Raw genomic sequence first — 21,293 nt, forward strand, 5'->3', positions numbered from 1 at the left:
AACGAGGGTTGCGGCAAAACTGATAAATCCGACTGTGGCCGACTTTAAAAATCAGTTCCAAGCCGGTTATGCCGATTAGCTTCTTCGCCGTGTTCATCAATTCCCACGGCTCAAGCGCATGGAATTTCGTACTCATTTTACTCTCGCTCGTGGCGCACTGGTGGCGCATACTAACTACAGGTCAAAATCAGGCCGCTTTGTCGGAATCCGCCGCAAACAAGTCAGGACGCAGGTCTTTCAAAGGAATGCCAAGGCGCAGGTGGTAGCGAAGGGCCGCTTCGCCGGAAATGGCAAGCTCTCCCCGGCAATGCTTGAGGACCGTTGCGCGATTAAACCCCACTCTTCGTCCAATCTCAGCATAAGTGACCTTCATTTCGCGCCTGCATTGTTCAAGTATGTTTTTCATGCATCAATGTTGTCACAAGAAAACAAAAATGACAAGCGCCACGACGCACCGCGACAACGACGCACAAGATAAGGGCAATGCCATGGATACCTTCAAGATCAACGATAAAGCTTGGACTTTGGTCATTACCAAAGTCAATGAACTGCGCAAACAAGGCGAAACCCTTGAATCTATAGGCAACCTTTTGCGAGTCAACCGCTCAACGATCAAGGTGTGGTTAGACAACAGCAAGGGAGGTGAAAGAACTTCTTTCCGTGACATGTTGCGCTACATTGATAAGCTGGGCATCCAACTTAATGAAGTATTTGGGGAGAGCTTAACCACTTCTGCCAGCATCAAAAAAGAACCTGCAGCCCAAATCCGCAACTTACGGCCACTGGCCCAAGCTGAGCCTGCTTTTGTGCTGCCTGAATCCGCTCTCCCCGCCAGCATTGGAGTCATCGTCCCTGTATACGCAGCAGCAGGAGCAGGTGCAGCCCTAGAACGAATTGAAGACGAGCCACTAGCACAAATCTCAATTCCAATGAAATATGCTCGAGCGGCTCTTTTTGTAGTTCTCGTGGAAGGAGACTCCATGGAGCCTACAATCCGCAAAGGAGCTTATGTAGGCTTGGACCGCGAATCTCAGAAAATTGTTCAGGGAGAAGTTTACGGCGTAAACCTCCCATACGAGGGAGTAGTGTTAAAGCGCGTCTACCTTGACCACAGCAATAATGCATTGATCCTAAAATCCGACAACCCTAGCCACGATCCGATAACCCTTCCTATCGATGGACGAGAGGGGCTTATAGTCGGACGGGCCGTGTGGGTTATGCAGGATGTTTGACGCAACCTAATAACGTATGAAGCGGGGAGCCATGTCAGAACAACACGTTGAGGTCACATCAGATGGAATTAAGCGGGTCTTAAAGAAATTCTCGGTAGAGCAAGCTATTGCGGAATACATTTGGAATGGTTTTGACGCCAATGCAACTCAAGTCAAAATTGATTTCCAAATCACTGAGCTTGGCGGGATTTCAAAAATTACTATTTTAGATAACGGTGATGGAATCCCATATGCAGAACTAGGTAGTAAATTCGTTCCTTTTTTGCACTCGCAAAAAGCAATCATTCCGCGAGCAGGGGACGACTCACAACTGACCAAAGGAAAAAACGGCGTTGGTCGACTAACATTTTTCCACTTTGCTGAAATTGCAATATGGGAAACAACCTATACAAAAAAGAATTCTAAAAGCCACTACTCAATAAAAATTGCAAGTGATGTTCTGGAAAAATACGTCTCAACAATCGAAAAAAAAACCACACAATCAAAAGGCACAAAAGTAAGCTTTGAAAGGGTAACAAGCCTCACTCAAGAGCATATAATTGGAATTAAAGAATATATCACCAAAGAGTTTTCTTGGTTCCTTAAGTTAAATGAAGACAAACACTATGAAATAACAATAAATGACACACCAATAAACTATAGAAAACATATCCACAGCAGCAAATCTATAGTTCACAACATAGATAAACATAACTTTGAAATTGAACTAATCATTTGGGATTCAAAGCTCAATAAAGAATCTTCTAAAGCCTACTATTTTACTCCAGAAAAAAAACTGACAAAAAAAGAAACAACTTCGTTCAATAACAAGTCAGATGGATTCTACCATAGCGTCTATGTTGAAAGTCCATTCTTCAGCACAGCACCTTCTCAAAAAAACAACGACAACAACAGACTATTTGACGAAGAAAACGAAGCTACAACAGTATATCGAAAACTGAAAACTAAAATTGATGATATCCTTATAGATGCTAGAAGAGATTTTATTAACCAAAAAACAGAAGCTATTTTGAACAGATTTGAAGATGAAGGGGTTTTTCCACATTTTAACGCTGATAATGACTTAGACTCCTTTCGCCACGACAAGTTAAAAAGGATAATTGGAGGCCTCTATCAGGTTGAGCCCAAACTCTTTAACAGCATAAGTACTGTTCATAAAAAGACCCTAGTTCGCCTTATAGATCATGTGTCCGCAGGACAAGGACTAGATACCTTGTTTACTATCCTTGAAGAAGTTCTTAATCTCAACGAAGAACAACGACGAGATCTTGTGGAGCTGCTAAAGGTGACAAGTCTATCCTCAATTATCAAGACAATAAAAATGGTTAAGGATCGATTCGCGGCATTAGAACATCTTGATACGCTACTGTTCACGGACGAACCTAATGCAAATGAAGTTCAACACATTCAGAGTTTTGTAGAAAATCACTATTGGATTTTTGGCGAACAATACATGCTTGTCACTGCCGCAGAACCAAGCTTTGAAGAAGGCTTGAGGCGCCATCTATATCTATTACGAGGGGAAAAAAAGAAAAAAGGTCATGTCAGAATAGATCATGAAAGCAGAAAACGCGCTCCTGATATTTTCATGATGCGCAATCAGTTTCATCAAGGCAAAAGAAAGTGCATCATTGTAGAGTTGAAGCATAGGAAAATCAAGCTTGGAAATAAGGAACTACGGCAAGTTCTTGATTACATGGACGTAATATGCAGTGAGCCCAGATATAATGGAGATGATATCATTTGGGAATTTCACCTTGTTGGAAATCAAATGCACCCAAACCAAAGAGACATTATCGATGGTCAAAAGTCTTGTGAGTTGAGCGGCGAAAAATTCCTTACAAGGGTGAGCGCTCAATTTAATTACAAAGTGTATGCCTATGAGTGGAGTAACCTACGCGTAGCCCTGGAAGAAAAGCTCAAGTTTTTACAAGATCAACTAGAACTCCAACGCAAGCTACTTGCCCCTTGTCCCTCAGCATCGGCCGATGAAATCGTAGCCAGCGCCCAAAATAGCGCGAAGTGCCCGCCTCAAGTCTCTATTCCTTCCTAGTTTTCTAATACAAATTGTCCAAAGACAATTTGTATTGACTTCTGCGTTGTCCTGAAACAACATAAAGCCCAACACGAACGACAAACCAGCCGAACACGGCCCACGGGCCAGAGTAAGCAGAAGGGGTGGCGTTTAGTGTGCCTCGCACCAAGTACCGAGCACGGAAAGCCAGCCCCGGAGGCGGCGTACGACGGCAGGGAATGCGAAGGGAATCTTGGTATGGCCCAACCACTTTGTTGAGCTCAACAGAATGGTTACGACAACATCCCGCCATGCGGGGCGGCAGCGAGTTGTAGGGCGCTGTCGCTGGCAACCCACGGCAAAGGCGGCTGCGGATCAGCACCGGACACCCCGCAAACCCGGGTTTTCTGATGATTAAAGTGCCTCACAAGGGACTGTCCGGATACCGCAGGGCGGGATGCAACAGCAGGAGTCAGGCAATGCGACACTATTTTTACAAAGGATTGGCGGCAATCTGCATAGTCGCGCTGTATACCCTCGCCGTCAGCATAGGGCTGTACCTGACCACACCCATGCCGTGATCTATCACCTTAACCGGAGAAACAGCAGTGAATTACACCACACTGGAAAACCTGAAAGGCGGTGCGGCTATTGAAATGGTCAACAATGCACTGCTTGAGGTCTGGAACAACACGCTGGACCCCAATACTGACCCCGAAGCCAAGCGCTCGGTCATATTAAAGCTTGAGTTCAAGCCCTCAAAAGACCGCACGTCATCGCCTGTCACCATCAAGGTTGAAAAGAAGCTGGCCCCGCAGTCAGCAGTAGCCGCACACGTCAACATCGGCACAGATGAACACGGCATTGCCGCAGCATCCGAATACGGCAATCCCAATCAGGTTGAATTGCCGATGGGACATACGGAGCAGGAAGCCCCCAAGGCCAAGCTTGGCGATACCGGCAACACCAGTAACGTAACGCCCTTCCGGGCCGCAAACGGATAAGAAGGAAGAACCGTCATGTCCTCAACCAACATTGAAAAGTCTATCGAAATCCTGTTGCAGGCGGGCAAAGACATTGCGGCAGCAGATGTGGAACGCAAAACTGCGTTCATCAGCCATACGCACGAAGGCCGTCCCTACTACAAAGGCGACTGGAAAGCGCTGATGGAGCCGGAAGCAAAGCCCTTGTTTGTAAACACGCTCAGCGGCATTGCCCGTTACCTGACTGACAACCCCGACGGACTCGACCTGAATGCCCTGCTGGTACATGTGGATGATTACCAAACCGTCACCGTGCGCTCCGTCCCCACCGGACCGCACAAGCAGCGCCCGACATTTATGCAGGCAAAAGCACTCATACCGGAACACCTGTTTTCCGATCCTGTGCGCCCTCGCTACTACCCGCCGCAGGTCTTCATTCCTTACCTGCAGTCCTGCTTTGTAGAAAGCGAAGACCTGAAAGCCGCAATCGACGTGTGCAGCAACATGGATGTGGAGGGCGGCGTTTCACAGGCTGATGACGGCCTTTCGCAAAAAGTCGCCGTCAGAAAGGGTGTAGTCACCAGAAGCGAGGTCAAAGTACCCAACCCTGTCGTGCTTTACCCCTTCTCTACCTTCATCGAAATTGACCAGCCGGCACGCAAAATGGTGCTGCGCCTTGCCGGCAACCTCGACGAAGGTTCCGGTTGCGCCCTTATCGAAGCAGACGGCGGCGCATGGAAAATCAGCGCCCTGTCCGCCATTGAAGCATGGCTTAAAAACAACCTGCCCGAAACTGTAAAAGTTATCGCGTAGTCTACATAACCACACAGGGCGGCTAGCCCCCGCCGCCCTGTGCAACACGATAAGGTACATCATGAAGCACCGCACATACACAGTAGAAGTCTGCATACACGCCAGCATCACAGTTCATGCAGCAGACGCCAATGCCGCAGGGGCCATTGCGAAGGCTCGCGCATGGACCGCAGCAGACCACCCTGTCGTTACCGTTCACGGTGTGGAAGTCGGGAATATGGAAGTAGAAGGCCAACAGGCAGCCACAGACGAGGGGTAAAAGCATGACCGAAACACAAAAAGGATTCTATCGCGGCTGGGGCGAACTGGCAGCATACATTGCCGATGTCCACGACAATCACGGTGTCATCGTAGAGGCCGCCGCAGAATTCGGCATTGAACCCGAATATCTGGAAGAATCAGGCTTGAACGAAAATGACGTTGCGGTCCTGAAAGACGTCCTTGGAGACAGCCAGCCATGAAAGCAGTGTTCATCATCACCATAGCCCTTTGCATCACATCACTGCTCAAAGGATCCGGCACAGCAGGCCGCCCGGCATACCCTGTCAAACGTGCCCTGCACGCCGGCAGACAAAGGAAACGCTAAAATGATTTATCCGGTTATCAGCATCAAACAGCCGTGGGCATGGCTCATTCTGCAGAGCCACTTCCCCCATGCCAGAAAGGATTACGAAAACCGGAACTGGCCCCTGCCGGAAAAATTCACCGGCAGGACGGTACTCATCCACGCCAGTGCCAGCCCTGCCGCCAAAGCAAGCGTGATAGGCGAACAGCTTCGCATCAGAGACTTTAACTGCACACCGCCCGTAGGCTTCTCGCGGCAAGGCATCGCGCTAACAGGCCACATCGTCGGCGCGGCTGTGTTCTCCGGCTGCATACCGGCAACCGGCGCCCCGCCCTCTGCATGGTGCGAACCGGATGCAAAATGGTGGTGGAAAATTGAAAAGGCAGTGCCCGTCCAGCCGGTACCGGCAAAGGGATGGATGCAATTCTGGAAGTTTAACTACCCGCACAGGGTAAATGCATAGGTGGTAACAATATGAACAAGTTGCTGGAAGCCGCCCCGCCCCACTCGGTCCATATGCCTATTCAGATTCTGGAATCTGAAAAACTGCTGTTCAACACAAAAGAAGTCGCCGAACTGACTGGGATACCTAAAGCCACCCTTGAAGTCTGGCGGTGCAGAGGCCAAGGGCCAAAATATGTTAAGCTGTCAAATGGTGTGTACTACCGCAAGCATACGCTTTTACAATACTTCGAAGCGCACGAAGTTAAAACAGCTGACCAGCAGTAGCTCCCAAAAAGCAAAAACGCCCCGGTTAAAAATCAATCGGGGCGTTTGCATTTTACTTAAACACCTTCAACACAGCCTGTCGCCGTGTATCAGGAATCAACTTGGCATATTTCTCTGTCATTGCCAGTGACTTATGCCCCATTAGTGATTTGATGGTCAGAATCGGGGTTCCTTCAATCGCCAGCCAAGAGGCAAAGGTATGACGCAGTGTATGAAAAGTTACCCGCTGCCGCCGGTCGGTCTCGCCGTCATTAAAGCCTAGCCGGGCAACCACACGTTTAAACGTGGTAGGTATGTCCCTATGCGGCTCACCATGCTGGTTCAAAAATACGTACTGCTGCGCTGGGCGTTCATACTTCGCTAAAGCCGCCTTTACCGCTTCCGTCATGTTTGCAATGCGCGATTCATAGTTTTTCGTGTCTAAGCTGTCGCCGGACGCTGCAACGTGGATTATCTCGTTTGTCATATCCACCATGCCCCAGCGTAGCGCCCTGATCTCTCCGGAGCGCATTCCTGTGTGCAAAGAAAGCAAGGCCATATCATGCAGCTCAATATTAGTGTCATGCAGTGCGCCTAAAAGCTCGCTGGCCTCCTCGCGTGAAAGAAAGCGAATACGCCCGGAGTCAAAGCGCGGTTTCTTCACCTTACTAACTGGATTTTGACCGGTCCACAGCCCCCACTCAGACGCTTTATTAAATATGCGCTGCACCAAGTTCAAAGCATGAGTGACTGTCTGCGGAGAAAGCCCCTTGTTAAGCAAATCGGCCTTCAGCTTCTCCAAATCAAGAGGGCTGATAGCCGCTAATGGCAAATGAGACCACCTTTCACGCAGGTAACATTCATAGCGGCTGATATCGTCCTGCGGGCGCTTCGAGTTGGCTTCAATCCATTCGCGGAACCGCTCCCACGCTTGCGCTAACGTGGTATCTTTCTGATCGACAAAATCCGAATGGCGCTTTTGCTTCAAACGCTCCCCGCGTATCTCCGATGCTAAAGCCGCGCTGTAGCCTTCACTGGCCCAACCTACCTTTTCCCATACTAACTTGCCGAAGGGATCACGGTAGGCTATATCAAAACAACGGTCAGGCTTACCCCGATGCTTTCGTGTTTGCGACTCACGGTAGTAAACTCCTAAAAAATTCTTCACTCTTTTGCGTGCCATGCCTGCACCTTCCGACGTTCATTTTTGCTAACCTATAGCTAACAACAAGCGCAAAAACATGCAATCAGTCGCAAATAGCAAAAGCAGTAACATACTAAATTTTAAACAAATGAAGCATTACACAAAGTAATGAAAACCCTATAAAATGGCCTCCTAAGCCGTAGGCCACAGGTTCGATTCCTGTCGAGCGCACCACGATCAAAAGAAAAGGCTGCCATCTTTGAAAAGAGGCAGCCTTTTTTGTATGCAGCCCCCCCCGCTAGGCGGGGGGTTCCGTAAAGCTTAAAGCTATAGAGATATTAGTAAAACTCCTTTTGATTTGCTAATTAATCCCTGCGGTCTGGCAACTGCAGGTGGCAAATCAAAAGGAGGTCACAAGCTGCTCCGATCATGTACATATGCTTCTTGAAATACCGCCAAAGATGAGTGTTTCAAGTTTTATGGGATACTTGAAAGGAAAAAGCAGTTTAATGTTGTATGATCAATTTGGCGATCTGAAGTTTAAATACCGGAATCGCGAGTTTTGGTGCCGTGGATATTATGTAGATACAGTTGGAAAAAACAAGGCAAAGATACAAGATTACATCAAGCATCAACTTGAGCATGATAAGCTCGGTGATCAATTATCCCTTCCATATTCTGGAAACCCGTTTACGGGTCGCAAGTAACAGAAATGCAGATGCCAGACGAACGTGCGCCTGCTAGGGCGCTGCTAGTAAGAAAGCCTTATAGGCGCATATGAAGAACCCCCAGCTATGCTGGGGGGGGGGGTACCTTTTTTTGTTATAAAAATAAAGTGTTGTTGAAAGCCAGCTAAACGAAATCAGTCGGCCCGTTTATGCACAGCCTCATGTATTTTTAAATATGCCTGCACAGCAATTGCCTGTGTTGTGCACATACGGTATCAACTCATTTCTGCCCCGGCACAGGTGCGGATAGCGGCAGGCTTTGACAGCCGGGCATCCGCCTTTACAGCACGAAACACTCAGAATCCGGACTTCACAATGAGTTACAACGAATTATTTCATCTTTTTGATGGTTTTTTTCTTCTGCTGGGCATCACCGTCATGCTGCTGCACATTTTCATTCTGCGCTTCCGCCGCAACAGAGACTTGCTCGCTGTAACCGGCGTCATCGGCACTCCGCTGTTAATCCTTATGATCTTATGGATTGTATGGGGCCGCTACTCCCTCAGCCATGCCACACTGCAGGCGGTCCTGCAGAAAGACCCCGCAGTACGCATTGTCTCATTTGACAAACGGGTCCTGAAAAAGCCGGCAATCTACAAAACAAGAAACATCCGCTATATTATTGATCAGGAAGCGACCACCAATGAGTTTTATCTGCCCTGGAGACTCGTGCCGGTACGTACAGACAATGAGCAGAAGTAGACCCAAAAACAAAAGGCCCTCAAAGGGCCTTACCATTTTCCACACACTCACCGCGTCTTTTTCTTTACACATGGCGCACACCTATTGCCGAAAACAGTCACATGGTGTGTAACCGCCTCAATAAGCTCCCCCGCCAAAAGCTGCTGTTCCTGTGGCAGCTCTTCCCAGTGTACGGCAAAGTGCTCCGTACACCGGCTTTCTTCTTCAACATCAACATACAGGCGCCCCCCCACCGCGGCTTCAACCTCAATCCGTTTTCCGTCCGGGGTATAAACAACTACGGCTAGCCGTATTTTTTCAGGGGCCGTCTCAAACATGGTTGTCCTCCAGCAAAGGGATGCAAAATGCACCCGCACCTTATCAAATGAGATAAAAGGTGCAACGTTGATCATTTACTCAATCGGCTGTTTGTGAACAGAAGGACATACCAGCACAACGCCCTGTTAGCAGGGCACAACAGCAAACAGGCCTAACCCGCATCTCTATTGCAAAGGAGATATTCCGATATTGTGAAATTTATAATTATCTGATCAGCCTTATACTCAGCCTTCTCCCACTGACAGCCAACAAAAACCCCGCCTTCTCAGACGGGGTTCGCATACGCACATTGACAGGTAAAAGCCATGCCGCCGGCATGCAGTTTCAGTCCCGCAGCATGGCGCGACACCTCACAGTCGCCCCGCACAAGACCGCCGTGGCAGAAAATTATTCATCCTTCTGGTCTGCGGATGAACTTTTACGTTTCTGCCTGCGTGTTTCACTTTTCTTGTCTCCAAAAGCACGCAGCCCCTCGGCAAGCGCCGTCAGTTTCTTTTCTACCAGATGATACACCGTGCCGGCCGGGAACTTTCCGGACTTGCTCCGCTTACCAGCAGGCATACCGGTAAGAACCTCAATGCCATGATCAACATGGTCAACGGCCCATATGGAAAATTTCCCCTCCGCCACGGCCCGCACAACATGCTCGCGCAGCATAAGGTCCTTCAGGTTGGCTTTGGGTATGAGCACCCCCTGCGTTCCCGTCAGACCTTTCTTTTCACAACAGGCGAAAAAACCTTCGATTTTTTCATTTACACCACCAATGGGCTGCACTTCGCCACGTTGATTGACCGAACCTGTCACAGCTATTCCCTGCCGGATGGGCACACCACTGAGGCTTGAAAACAGAGCATACAATTCAGTGGACGAGGCGGAGTCCCCGTCCACACCGCCGTAGGACTGCTCAAAAGCGATGGAAGCCGCCAGACTGAGGGGCTTGTCCTGCGCAAAGTTCTGCCGCAGATAACCTGCCAGAATAAGCATGCCTTTATTGTGAATGGCACCCGAAAGATCCGCCTCGCGCTCGATATTGATAATACCTTCACGCCCCATCGAGGTGTTGGCAGTAATGCGCGAAGGCTTACCAAACATGTAGTCACCCAGCGAATACACAGCCAAACCGTTCACCTGCCCCACAACTTCGCCATCCGTATCAATAAACACACTGCCGCGGTCTATCATTTCCTGCAGTTTTTCTTCCATCAGGCTCGCGCGGTCTATCCTGGCCTTGATGGCTTCATCCACATGCCGGGCTTCCACCCGGGCATACTCCGCAAGTCTGGCAATATGGCTCGATTCTTCCATAACATCGCGCAACACAGGAAACGAGGTTGAAATCTTTTCCTGCCTGCCTGCATAGCGCACGCCTTCCTCCATCAGCCGGGCCACGGCAGAACGGTCGAACGGAAGCAGGTTCTGCGCCCGCCCGAATGTTTTCATAAGGCGGGCGATTTCATTCACCGCCTCGCTGCTGCGCTCCATGGTGGAATCAAAATCAGCTCTGATTTTAAAAACCTTTACCATGTCAGGGTCGTAATTCCGGAGCATGTGGTATAGTTGCGGTGTGGCCAGCACCACGACTTTCACTTCCATTTTTATAGGCTCAGGCTTAAGCCCCGAAGTCGTAACAAAATACCATGGGTCAAACGTCTGGATTTCTGTCTCTGCATTTTTCAGTGCCCGTTTGAGGGTCTGCCAGACTCCGGGCTCCATGATCGCGTCCATCAGGTTGAGAACAAGATATCCTCCGTTGGCTTTGATGAACGAACCGGAAGCGATTTTAGTAAAATCGGTACGCCAGACTCCGCTACGGTCCATCACCCGGTCTATGCCCCCGAAAAGGTTGCGATATGTGGGGTACGACTCCACAATAACCGGACGCCCTTTTTTCTCTGCATTATCCACTATCAGATTCGCCTGATAGGGGTGAAGGATAGACTCTGCTGACACCGGCATCATAGGCATGCCCGGCATTCCCTGCGGAGTCTGACCTATCATTCGTATGGTATCCAGATTCTCAGCCATATCAGCCAGCATGGCGTCAAGATGACGGATCACCTTTTCATCTTTAAACGATTCATACAGGGGCTGGGCAAGTTCAGCGGCTGCATTGCCGAACATAAGCTTGTCTACTTCTTCACTTTTCTTCTTAACTTCTTTCTGCAGGTGCCGCACTTCAAGAAAGATGGCATCTATCTCTTCTTTCAGTTCTTTGTATTTTTTCTGCAGGCTTTCCAACTCTTCCTGAGGAAAACGTCCCTTATCCGCCATTTCCTCAAGTTTCATCAGGTGAACCGGCTCTCCGTCCACCAGCGGAACGATATCGGGGCGCTGCACCTGCCCCATCTGCATATTGACCAGCACAAATCCCGCATCACGCACACGTGCTTCAAGGTTTTTAAAAAAATCACGTGTCTTTCTGTCATGCGCCTCAATTATTTCATTCTTGCTGTTGATATATTCCTGACTTTCAAACAGCTGAGGTACTTCACGTTTGATATCTTCCAAAAACTGCTGCACGGCTTCTTTAAAACGCCGTCCTTCTCCCGCGGCAAAGCGCAGCAGCGCCGGCTCATCCGGATTGCTGAAATTATTCACATAACACAAGTCATCAGGTGTACGATCTTCCGCTGTATGATTCTTCAACAGCCGCTTGACCATTGCCAGCTTGCCGATACCGGCAGCACCGGTCACAAAAATATTGTACCCTTTCGCCTCGATACCCATTCCCATACGGAAAGCATCAACCCCCCGGCGCTGACCGATAATATGCTGCTGCTCATCCAGCTCCTCGGTGGAATCAAAAGGCAGGGACTCCGGGTCAAGAGTCCAGCGCAACTGCTCGACGGGGACAACGGGAATCTGTTTTCTGGTCATTGCACTCTCCATTACGCGCCGGTTTTCTTTATCTTTACAGGAATTCGCCGCGGCTCTGGTCTTCTGCATTTCGGCATACGGATACGCACCACGTCGTTATCCAGCTCCGCTTCCACTTCATCAGTCCTGACCTTGCACGGAAGCCGGAACCGCGTTTCGTAAACGCTGCGCTGACTGGTACACGCGCAGGAACTGCGCTGGTCACAGCGCATACTCAACATGTCACCGGTGACGCTTATTTCGATATCTTCCGGCTTCATACCCGGCAGATGCGCTTCCACCAGCACTTCTTCACTGTTTTCCGTCATCTGAACCGCAGGTTCCAGCAGCGGTCTGCACACAGACGGCAGGCCAAGCCCGGAACATAACCTGTCAAACATACTGTCACTTTCAGATTTAATTCTCTGCAGCTCCTCATTTTTCCATATCTTCAAATCAGCCACGACCCTCACCTCCGTAAGCGCGTGAATACAGGTTCATAGTCTGTAGCATTACTATAAAACCCCAATGAGGTGAACATGTTTGCCAAAAAAAGACATAACAGGAAAAAGATATAAAAAAAGGCGCCCGCAGGCGCCCTTAATCAACAGAAGTTTCAAAAATTTTATTCTGAACGCTCTGTGATTTCAAGAAGATGAAAACCGAACTGGGTACGCACAGGACCGTGCACCACGTTCAGATCGCCGCTGAACACGACTTCATCAAACTCCGGTACCATCTGGCCCTTGCGGAATTTACCGAGATCTCCGCCCCTGCGGCCGGACGGGCAGCGGGAATGTTCGCGGGCGATATCAGCAAAAGCCTCACCGGCTTCGATGCGTTTTTTCAGCTCAAGGCAGGCTTCTTCAGTATTCACAAGAATGTGTCTTGCACTTGCAGTTTGCATTTTGTCCTCCTGGGATTGGTCGTCACAAGTGATATCATGCCTTTTGCCACGACAGACGGCACGATGCAACATGATTCGCCTTGCGTAGCGCCGTCGTGCGGAGTATACCCCGAAAGCGCAGCCGGATGGCGCGTATTTTTCTAGGAGGCTCTAACCTATGACTGACGATCAGAACCAGACAGGCAGTGACAGCTTCGCTGACCTTCTTGACCAGTACTCCCCTGAAGCCGGATCCCCCCTTAGGGTAGGAGAAAAAGTAAAAGGCTCCGTTGTGGCCATGGATGAAAGCAGTGTGTTCATCGCCACCGGATCCAAGGTTGACGGCGTGATAGATGCGGAGGAACTGAAAGACAAAGAAGGCAATGTCACCTGCGCGGTGGGAGATGAACTCGACCTGTATGTAGTGGCAATCACACAGGGCGAAGTACGCCTTTCCCGCTCTGCGGGCAGTGCAGGCAGCGCCATGGCACTTACAGAGGCATTTGAAAACGGCGTGCCTGTGGAAGGCAAAGTCACCGCCCAGTGCAAAGGCGGATTCAATGTCGAGGTGATGCAGCGCAGGGCCTTCTGTCCGGTTAGCCAGATCGACAGCCGCTTTGTGGAAAATCCTGAAGAATACCTCGGTCAGACTTTCCAGTTCATGATCACCCGCTGCGAAAACAACGGCCGCAACGTTGTTGTCTCGCGTCGCGTACTGCTTGAGGCTCAGCAGGAAGAAAGCCGTAAAGAGTACATGAAGACACTGAATGAAGGGGATGTCGTCGATGTATGCATCACCCGTCTGACCAACTTCGGTGCATTTGCCGAACTGGCTCCCGGAGTCGAAGGACTCATTCATATTTCCGAACTCGGCTGGGCCCGTGTCCAGAGTGCGGACGAAGCCGTCACCCAAGGTGATACACTGCGCGCCAAGGTGCTTAAAATCGAAAGCACCGCCAAAGGACTGCGCATTGCTCTTTCTGCAAAGCAGGTGATGGAAGACCCGTGGAACACCGTAGCAAACAGACTTGCCGCAGGAACCGTGGTGGAAGGCAAAGTTGTGCGCTGCACCCCCTTCGGGGCTTTTGTCGAGGTGCTTCCCGGTATTGAGGGTCTCGTGCACATCAGCGAAATGTCGTGGACCAGGCGCATTCTCAAAGCCGAGGACGTGGTCACTCCCGGAGACACAGTTTCCGTAAAAATCAAAGATATCGACAGCGCCAAACGGCGGATAAGCCTGAGCCTGAGAGAAGCCGAAGGTGACCCGTGGGACGGCGCCGCCGAAAAGTTCGCCCCCGGAACCGAAGTAACCGGTACGGTTGAAAAATGCGCTAAATTCGGGATGTTTGTTAACATCGCTCCGGGAATAACCGGACTGTTGCCTCAGTCCCGCATCAGTGCAGCTCCCAAGTCCGGTCTGGCAGGGTGCAAACCCGGTGACACCGTCACTCTGGCGGTCATGGAAATCAATCCTGCGGAACGCAAAGTGACCCTGACCACCAAGGACGCTGCCCGCCAGGAAGATGCAGAAATACCTGCAAGCTACCGCGTGCAGCCCAAGTCGTCGCAGGGCGGCGGATTCGGCACACTGGGGCAGGCGCTTAAAGACGCACTTAACAAAAAGTAGCCGTCACGGATAATGACAAAGGGGGCCGCAAGCCCCCTTTTTTGTACACATCACCCTGCTGTCACCTCCGCGGCGAATGCTCCCGCTGCAGCCAGCGCCCTGCGGCCTGCATGGAACCGCGTGTATGTACTGACAAAGCCATGCACCGTGGGATACAGAGCCAGCCTTGCGGAAACGCCGGCCGCGCGCAGCCGCTGCACAAACAGTTCGCCGTCTGACCGCACCGGATCATAAACAGCATTAAACACTGCCGCCGGTGCCACGCCCTGCAGATTCTCTGTATAAAGAGGAGACACGGCAGGATCATCACAGGCCATTCCCTGCGGCAGGTAGGCGTTATAATACCAGCGGACAGACTCTTCCGTAAGGCCGAATCCGGTAGCACACTGACTGTGTGACGCACCGCTGCTTGCCATATCGACGCACGGATAAAAAAGAATCTGCCCCCGCAACGCCTCCAGCCCCGCATCCCGGGCATACACAGCCAGCGCGGCAGCCAGCTGGCCTCCTGCACTATCGCCCGCGACCACCATTCTGCCACCGTTGACCCCGGCTTCTGCCGCATGGGCGCCCAGCCAGTGCAAAGCGCAGATACAGTCGTCCTGAGCCACCGGATAGCGATGCTCCGGTGCAAGGCGATACCCCGCAGCGGCGACGGCCAGCCCGCTGCGCAAGGCAAGCTCGCGGCACATGGCTTCATGCGAGTCAATGCTTCCCTTAACAAACCCACCACCGTGCAGAAACAAAATCACCGGCAGGCAGCTATCAGCAACCGGACGGTATATCCTCAGCGGAATCGAGCCGCGGAAGACAGGCACGGCATGCTCTTCCACCGCGGCCATGGCCGGAGCCTGCTCAATACCTGTCCTCAGCCTCTGTTCATAATCATTTCGTATGTCTGCAATATCCTGCCGGGCAAGCGGCACGCCGCTGCCCGCGGCTGCGGCCAGAAACGCGCCGGTTTCCTCGTCCATAGTGTCATACCCTTCAATGCAGGTGACGGGTATCGTTGCCGATTCGTTCGCCATGACGGCCTCCTGTACAGATATGTCGTATCAGACAGCGTCTGATATGCAGCACGGTGGTTTACAACACAAAAATAAGCTCTATTATCGTTACGTATTGCCACGGCCTCCAGTTTTGAACCAAGGCAGGTTACAAGGAGTAACTTATATGAACCGATACACCAAACGCCTTCAGCTCACGTTGCTGACAACCGTATTCGCGCTGGCCGCCACCATGGCCCACGCGGCCGGAGTTCCTGATTTCACCGCACTGTCCGCAAAAGCCGGACCGGCAGTTGTCAACATCAACACCGAAAAAAGCGTGGAAAACAAAATTCCCGAACAATGGAGAGAATTCTTCCAGAACAGACCCCACGGTCTGCCTTTTGATGATTTCTTCAACCAGTTCGAGCGTTTTTTCAACCAGCCCCAGCGCCCGCGCAAACAGCGCTCGCTCGGTTCGGGCTTCATCATCTCTCCGGACGGATACATTGTCACCAACAACCATGTGATCGCCGGCGCCGATGTAGTTTCGGTAAACGTGGAAAGTGCCAAAGGCGAACCGGACACGTTTGAGGCCACTGTTGTCGGCACCGACAGCGAAACAGACCTCGCTCTGCTTAAAATCGATGCAGGCCGGCCGCTTGCCACCCTGCCGTTCGGTGATTCCGACGCACTTCAGGTCGGCGAATGGGTTATGGCCATCGGCAACCCCTTCGGTCTTGACCACTCGGTGACTGCAGGCATCATCAGCGCGCTGGGCCGCGATATCCGCTCCGGTCCATTCGACGATTTCATTCAGACTGATGCGTCCATCAACCCAGGCAACAGCGGCGGCCCCCTCATCAACAGTGACGGCAAAGTGATAGGCATCAACACAGCCATCATAGCCAGCGGTCAGGGCATTGGATTTGCGGTACCCAGCAACCTTGCAAGAAGGGTCATAGAAGAACTGAAGACAAACAAGCGGGTGGCCCGCGGCTGGATAGGCGTCACCATTCAGGACATTGACGAAAATACCGCCAAGGCGCTGGGACTTAAAAACACCAGAGGCGCGCTCATCGGCAATGTCCTCAGCGGGGAACCCGCAGACAAAGCCGGAATACGCGCGGGCGATATCATCATCAAAGTGAACCGTAATGAGATTTCCGGTGCCTCTGACCTGTTGCGCACCATCGCCGACCTGTCCCCCGGAGACAAGGCCACAGTGGTCGCCGTGCGCAACGGTGCGCAAAAGACCTTCACTCTCACGCTGGGCGAGAGAGGAACAGAAATGGCAGCCCGCGATGAAACCCCGCAGCAGAAGCAGAATGCCGCCACAGGTCAGCTGGGGCTCAAGCTGCGCCAGATGACAGAACAGGAAGCCGGACAGCTTGGTCTCGAATCAACCAATGGACTGCTTGTGGTGGGTATCCAGCAAAATTCACCCGCCGCCATGGCAGATCTGCGGCCCGGCGATGTGATCCTGATGGCGAATCTGAAGCCTGTGAACACCGTCGGCCAGCTGCAGAAAATTGTTGAAGGCGACGCCGCAAAGCGCGGAGCCATCATGTTCCAGATATACCGCAGGGGTGAGACGTTTTTCCGCACGCTCTCCCTGAGTGCCGAATAAAGCCTGTTCACCGCCTCATCAAGGGGATGCGCCATGCGCATCCCCTTTTCTTTTCCCCTTTTGCCCTTGTCTGTGCTGTGACAGATGCTTACAGTTGGCATCAGCCACGCATGCTGCTGCTGTCTCTGCCCGCCGTCCGCTTTTTTCACGGCCCGGACAGCCACACACTGCGCGCTGATATCATATGTCTTTCAAGGAGCAACCATGAGCGTACTCACGCCCAGAGAAATCGTTTCAGAACTGGACAAGTATATAATAGGTCAGGAACAGGCAAAACGAATGGTGGCGGTGGCACTGCGCAACCGCTGGCGCCGGCAACAGCTGGAACCTGCCATCAGAGATGAAGTGGCTCCCAAAAACATCATCATGATGGGCCCGACCGGTGTGGGCAAGACGGAAATCGCCAGACGGCTCGCCAGGCTTTCTTCCTCCCCCTTTCTGAAAGTCGAAGCCACCAAATTCACCGAAGTGGGTTATGTGGGGCGTGATGTGGAGTCCATGATCCGCGACCTGATGGAGATCAGTGTCAATCTGGTACGGGAAGAGGAACGGGACAGTGTCAAAACCCGCGCGGAAGCCGCAGCAGAAGAACGGCTTCTTGACCTGCTGCTCCCCTCTTCCCCTGCTGTAAACACAAGCTTCGACACCCCGCAGACACCTGCAGGCGGCGCAGAAAATACCCGCAACAAGTTGAGAACGCTCTGGCGTGAAGGCAGGCTTGATCACAGGGAAGTGGAAATGGAAGTGGAAATGCAGTCCGGTCCGCAGATGGATGTCATGACCATGCCGGGCATGGAGGACATCGGTTCGCAGTTCAAGGATATGTTCAGCAAGGCATTTCCGCCTAAACGCAAACGGCGCCGCATGAAGGTGGGTGACGCCTATGCCATTCTGCTGCAGGAAGAATCGGAACGGCTCATCGACCATGAAAAGGTCATAGAACTGGCAAGAGAACGCGCAGAACAGACAGGCATTATCTTTCTGGATGAAATAGACAAAATAGCCAGCAGTCAGCAAGGCGGCAAAACCGCCGACATATCGAGAGAAGGTGTCCAGCGTGACCTGCTGCCCATTGTCGAAGGCTCTGCGGTCAATACCAAATACGGCATCATACACACTGACCATATCCTCTTCATCGGAGCGGGAGCATTCCACTACAGCAAACCTTCCGACCTTATTCCCGAACTGCAGGGGCGTTTTCCGTTGCGGGTGGAGCTGACGGCGCTTGGCAGCAAGGAATTTCTCCGCATTCTTACAGAGCCGAAAAACGCCCTGACCGTACAGTACAAAGCTCTGCTGGCCACCGAAGGTGTGCAGATAGAATATACCGAAGATGCGCTGGAGGCTGTGGCCGACTTTGCACAGGAAGCAAATCAGGAAACAGAAAACATCGGCGCACGTCGCCTGTATACCATAATGGAAAAAATTCTTGCAGATCTTTCTTTTGAAGCTCCTGACAAAAGCGGAGAGCGTATAGTCATAGACAGGGAATATGTCCGGCAGCATCTTGCAGATATCACTGCAAACAGGGATCTTACCCGTTACATACTCTAAACCGTGATACGGAGCATACCGTGCAGAACGATGCGTTCAAATCCAAGGTTCTCATTGAATCCCTGCCCTACTTCCGCCAGTTCAGCGGTGAAACAGTTGTCATAAAATACGGTGGCAACGCCATGATAGACGAAAGTCTGAAGCAGGCTTTTGCTCTGAACATCGTGCTGCTCAAGTATGTCGGGGTCAATCCTGTTGTTGTACACGGCGGAGGCCCCCAGATAGGCCGCATGCTGCAGCAGCTGAACATTCCCACAAACTTCCGCGAAGGCCTGCGTGTGACGGATGACGCCACCATGGACGTTGTGGAAATGGTGCTGGTCGGCAAGGTGAACAAGCAGATCGTCAACCTGCTGAATCTGAGCGGCGCCAAGGCTGTGGGGCTTTCGGGCAAAGACGGCCAGCTGATCAGGGCCCGCCAGATGGAAATGGTGATCAGCAAAGAGGCTCAGGCACCAGAAATCATTGATCTGGGCAAAGTGGGAGAAGTGACAGGAGTGGAAACAAAACTGCTGCACAGCCTGCAGCGGGACGGCTTCGTTCCCGTCATTGCCCCTGTGGGCGTGGACGAAAACGGAGAGACTTACAATATCAACGCCGACCTTGTGGCCGGTGCGGTAGCCGGTGCACTGGGAGCAAAAAGGCTTCTGCTGCTCACTGATGTTCCGGGCATTCTGGATAAGGACGGCAGACTCATATCTTCGCTCGATACAGCCCGCACCATGCAGCTGTTTGAAGACGGTACACTGAAAGGCGGCATGCTGCCCAAGGTCAAGTGCTGTCTGGAAGCTCTTGAGGACGGGGTTGAAAAGGCCATGATCATTGACGGACGCATCGAAAACTGCGTGCTGCTTGAGCTCTTTACCGATCACGGCATCGGTACGGAGATCACCAGGGCCTGTTCCTGATTACAACCGGCAGGCGGAACCGCCGGGTTCCGCCTGCCGGACAACATGCATGCCGGACAATCTCTTGCTAGCGGCGCAACAGCATCACAGCATCGTCGCCGTCACGCTCCGACACAAGGACATTGACCTGCTCGTCCCTGCCTGTTGTGAGTGACTTGCCCACATAATCAGCATGTATAGGCAGCTCTCTATGCCCTCTGTCCACCAGAACCAGCAGCTCGACCCTCTCCGGCCGACCGTAATCAAGAATAGCTTCAAGTGCGGAACGGATGGTTCTGCCTGTATAGAGCACATCGTCCACCAGCACTATCCGGGCGTCATCCACGGCAAAAGGCAGCTCCGTGCGGTTGATCATGGGCTGGGTGTCAAGACTGGTCCAGTCATCCCGGTAAAGATTGATATCCAGACTGCCCAGAGCAACCTCTCTGCCCAGCCGGGCGGACAAAAGACCACGCAGTCTGCCCGCTATGTCCACCCCGCGGCGCTGGATGCCCACCAGAGCAAGATTGTCCGCGTCTCCGTGGCGTTCAAGTACCTCACAGGCCAGCCGCTCAAGCGTTCTGGCTATGTCCTGTGCCGAAAGAATGCACTTTTTCTGCATAAAAAACCCTTTCCGGTCTTGCGTTAGCTTTTTGCGTCCCCATATGTATAGCGTTATGCGGGGCAAGGCAAATGGACAGCCACAAACCGCATTTGACTTTTCCTGTTAAATTCTGTATATTTATCAGGTCGATACATAAAACGAAACACATTGGAAAAATCTATGATACCATTGGTTTTTCCATGGAGGATTCACAATGATCACACTGCAGGAAAGCGCCGGCAAAGAGCTGGACGCCTATTTCACCGACAAAGAAAAATCTCCCATCCGCATTTACCTCGCCCCCGGCGGCTGCAGCGGTCCCCGTCTGGCGCTGGCGCTGGATGAACCCGGTGAAGCCGACACGACGGAAGACGCAGGTGGATATACCTTTATCATGAACACCGGACTGTTTGAGCAGGTAGGTAACGTAACCATCGACCTGACATGCAGCGGGTTCACCCTGACTCCCGAAATTCCCCTGCCGGGCGGCGGCGGGTGCAGCGGCTGCGGTAGTTCCAGCAGTTGCTGCAGCTAATATAGCGCGCACACCAACGGCCCTTCGGGGCCGTTTTTTTTATTGCGGCTTCCCATGCCAACCTTCCACGGAAACGGGCAATTTTCAACCATGCTAGAGTTTTCATCTATGGGTTTTGCCGTTTGCATTGACAAAGCTTGCTGCGGCCCTTACTTGTTGCCCATACCAGAACCGTGGAGGAACGGAATGTTCGAACTTACCGATACCGCTCACAAGGAGCTGGAATCCTACTTTGCGGACAAGGAGCGCACTCCTATCCGTGTGTATCTTGCGCCCGGTGGCTGAAGCGGCCCCAGGCTGGCATTGGCTCTGGATGAGCCAAACGAATCTGACAACGTATACGAAGTGAAAGGTTTCACCTTTGCCGTAAACAAAGAACTGATGGAACGGGCGGAGTCCATCAGGATTGATCTCTCATACATGGGATTTCAAGTTGAATCCGGTCAGCCTCTCGGCAGCGGCGGCGGCTCTTGCAGCAGCTGCTCCTCCTGCGGCTAGACAAACACCCGCACCACCGGCCT

General features: G+C 51.8%; 22 protein-coding genes and 1 pseudogene. 15 read left to right on the plus strand and 8 right to left on the minus strand.

The window, feature by feature from the left end; genetic code table 11:
- Positions 1–187: 187 nt before the first annotated feature.
- Positions 188–406 (minus strand): helix-turn-helix domain-containing protein, encoded by a 219-nt coding sequence (locus H586_RS0100010; RefSeq protein WP_027181071.1) that lies wholly within the window; start codon positions 404–406, stop codon positions 188–190.
- A 28-nt stretch (positions 407–434) separates the two neighbouring features.
- On the opposite strand from H586_RS0100010, the gene H586_RS19785 reads away from it, so the two are divergent.
- The 7 genes from H586_RS19785 (at position 435) to H586_RS0100060 (ending at position 6,336) form a co-directional block, all read left to right on the plus strand.
- Positions 435–1,232: a S24 family peptidase gene (locus H586_RS19785; protein WP_051363792.1), complete on the plus strand. Its 798-nt coding sequence runs from the start codon at positions 435–437 to the stop codon at positions 1,230–1,232.
- 31 nt (positions 1,233–1,263) lie between these two features.
- Positions 1,264–3,285 (plus strand): ATP-binding protein, encoded by a 2,022-nt coding sequence (locus H586_RS0100020; RefSeq protein WP_162147930.1) that lies wholly within the window; start codon positions 1,264–1,266, stop codon positions 3,283–3,285.
- Positions 3,286–3,854: 569 nt separating this feature from the next.
- Positions 3,855–4,250: a hypothetical protein gene (locus H586_RS17660; protein ID WP_051363793.1), complete on the plus strand. Its 396-nt coding sequence runs from the start codon at positions 3,855–3,857 to the stop codon at positions 4,248–4,250.
- Positions 4,251–4,265: 15 nt separating this feature from the next.
- Positions 4,266–5,042, plus strand: coding sequence for a hypothetical protein (locus H586_RS17665; RefSeq protein WP_051363794.1), 777 nt, complete (start codon positions 4,266–4,268; stop codon positions 5,040–5,042).
- Between the two features lie 263 nt (positions 5,043–5,305).
- Positions 5,306–5,503, plus strand: a complete 198-nt coding sequence (locus tag H586_RS0100045; RefSeq protein ID WP_027181074.1) for a hypothetical protein — start codon at positions 5,306–5,308, stop codon at positions 5,501–5,503.
- A gap of 126 nt (positions 5,504–5,629) precedes the next feature.
- Positions 5,630–6,070 carry an ASCH domain-containing protein gene (locus H586_RS0100055; protein WP_027181075.1) on the plus strand — a complete coding sequence of 147 codons (441 nt, stop codon included), beginning with the start codon at positions 5,630–5,632 and terminating at the stop codon, positions 6,068–6,070.
- A gap of 11 nt (positions 6,071–6,081) precedes the next feature.
- Positions 6,082–6,336 carry a helix-turn-helix transcriptional regulator gene (locus H586_RS0100060; protein ID WP_155891325.1) on the plus strand — a complete coding sequence of 85 codons (255 nt, stop codon included), beginning with the start codon at positions 6,082–6,084 and terminating at the stop codon, positions 6,334–6,336.
- Between the two features lie 52 nt (positions 6,337–6,388).
- Here H586_RS0100060 and H586_RS0100065 read toward each other — a convergent pair whose 3' ends face one another.
- Entirely contained in the window at positions 6,389–7,498 is a 1,110-nt protein-coding gene (locus H586_RS0100065; RefSeq protein ID WP_027181077.1) for a tyrosine-type recombinase/integrase, read from the minus strand.
- A gap of 368 nt (positions 7,499–7,866) precedes the next feature.
- Between H586_RS0100065 and tnpA the strand changes: the two are divergent.
- Both tnpA and H586_RS0100075 read left to right on the plus strand, forming a co-directional pair.
- Positions 7,867–8,166 (plus strand): annotated as a pseudogene (gene tnpA, locus H586_RS17670) (IS200/IS605 family transposase); the annotation flags it as partial.
- A 336-nt stretch (positions 8,167–8,502) separates the two neighbouring features.
- Positions 8,503–8,889 carry a hypothetical protein gene (locus tag H586_RS0100075; protein ID WP_011367911.1) on the plus strand — a complete coding sequence of 129 codons (387 nt, stop codon included), beginning with the start codon at positions 8,503–8,505 and terminating at the stop codon, positions 8,887–8,889.
- A gap of 47 nt (positions 8,890–8,936) precedes the next feature.
- On the opposite strand, the gene H586_RS17675 is transcribed toward H586_RS0100075, so the two are convergent.
- From H586_RS17675 to H586_RS0100095, 4 genes are all read right to left on the minus strand, one after another.
- Positions 8,937–9,281, minus strand: coding sequence for a hypothetical protein (locus H586_RS17675; protein ID WP_027181078.1), 345 nt, complete (start codon positions 9,279–9,281; stop codon positions 8,937–8,939).
- 313 nt (positions 9,282–9,594) lie between these two features.
- Positions 9,595–12,084, minus strand: a complete 2,490-nt coding sequence (locus H586_RS0100085) for a Lon protease family protein (protein ID WP_027181079.1) — start codon at positions 12,082–12,084, stop codon at positions 9,595–9,597.
- Between the two features lie 11 nt (positions 12,085–12,095).
- On the minus strand, positions 12,096–12,527 hold the full coding sequence (locus H586_RS0100090) for an Hsp20/alpha crystallin family protein (protein ID WP_011367914.1): 432 nt from the start codon (positions 12,525–12,527) through the stop codon (positions 12,096–12,098).
- Positions 12,528–12,688: 161 nt separating this feature from the next.
- Positions 12,689–12,970: a peptidylprolyl isomerase gene (locus H586_RS0100095; protein ID WP_011367915.1), complete on the minus strand. Its 282-nt coding sequence runs from the start codon at positions 12,968–12,970 to the stop codon at positions 12,689–12,691.
- A 157-nt stretch (positions 12,971–13,127) separates the two neighbouring features.
- Here H586_RS0100095 and H586_RS0100100 point away from each other — a divergent pair, with 157 nt between their 5' ends.
- Complete coding sequence (locus H586_RS0100100; RefSeq protein ID WP_027181080.1) at positions 13,128–14,576, plus strand: 30S ribosomal protein S1; 1,449 nt, start codon at positions 13,128–13,130, stop codon at positions 14,574–14,576.
- 50 nt (positions 14,577–14,626) lie between these two features.
- Here the strand turns inward: H586_RS0100100 and H586_RS17680 are convergent, their stop codons facing one another.
- Complete coding sequence (locus H586_RS17680) at positions 14,627–15,604, minus strand: alpha/beta hydrolase (RefSeq protein WP_051363795.1); 978 nt, start codon at positions 15,602–15,604, stop codon at positions 14,627–14,629.
- A gap of 145 nt (positions 15,605–15,749) precedes the next feature.
- Between H586_RS17680 and H586_RS0100110 the strand changes: the two genes are divergently transcribed.
- The 3 genes from H586_RS0100110 to argB all read left to right on the plus strand — a co-directional run bounded on the left by H586_RS0100110 (position 15,750) and on the right by argB (position 19,654).
- Positions 15,750–17,192 (plus strand): DegQ family serine endoprotease, encoded by a 1,443-nt coding sequence (locus H586_RS0100110; RefSeq protein WP_011367918.1) that lies wholly within the window; start codon positions 15,750–15,752, stop codon positions 17,190–17,192.
- A 204-nt stretch (positions 17,193–17,396) separates the two neighbouring features.
- Entirely contained in the window at positions 17,397–18,746 is a 1,350-nt protein-coding gene (gene hslU, locus H586_RS0100115) for an ATP-dependent protease ATPase subunit HslU (protein WP_011367919.1), read from the plus strand.
- A gap of 20 nt (positions 18,747–18,766) precedes the next feature.
- On the plus strand, positions 18,767–19,654 hold the full coding sequence (gene argB / locus H586_RS0100120) for an acetylglutamate kinase (protein ID WP_027181081.1): 888 nt from the start codon (positions 18,767–18,769) through the stop codon (positions 19,652–19,654).
- A gap of 67 nt (positions 19,655–19,721) precedes the next feature.
- Here argB and pyrR read toward each other — a convergent pair whose 3' ends face one another.
- The gene (gene pyrR / locus H586_RS0100125; RefSeq protein ID WP_011367921.1) at positions 19,722–20,255 is read right to left on the minus strand and encodes a bifunctional pyr operon transcriptional regulator/uracil phosphoribosyltransferase PyrR; all 534 of its coding nucleotides are present in this window, start codon (positions 20,253–20,255) and stop codon (positions 19,722–19,724) included.
- A gap of 196 nt (positions 20,256–20,451) precedes the next feature.
- Here pyrR and H586_RS0100130 point away from each other — a divergent pair, with 196 nt between their 5' ends.
- Together H586_RS0100130 and H586_RS20985 are read left to right on the plus strand one after the other, a co-directional pair.
- On the plus strand, positions 20,452–20,772 hold the full coding sequence (locus H586_RS0100130) for an IscA/HesB family protein (RefSeq protein ID WP_011367922.1): 321 nt from the start codon (positions 20,452–20,454) through the stop codon (positions 20,770–20,772).
- A 186-nt stretch (positions 20,773–20,958) separates the two neighbouring features.
- Complete coding sequence (locus tag H586_RS20985) at positions 20,959–21,270, plus strand: IscA/HesB family protein (RefSeq protein ID WP_011367923.1); 312 nt, start codon at positions 20,959–20,961, stop codon at positions 21,268–21,270.
- The last annotated feature ends 23 nt before the right edge of the window (positions 21,271–21,293 follow it).

Source organism: Oleidesulfovibrio alaskensis DSM 16109, assembly GCF_000482745.1.
GTDB lineage: Bacteria > Desulfobacterota > Desulfovibrionia > Desulfovibrionales > Desulfovibrionaceae > Oleidesulfovibrio > Oleidesulfovibrio alaskensis.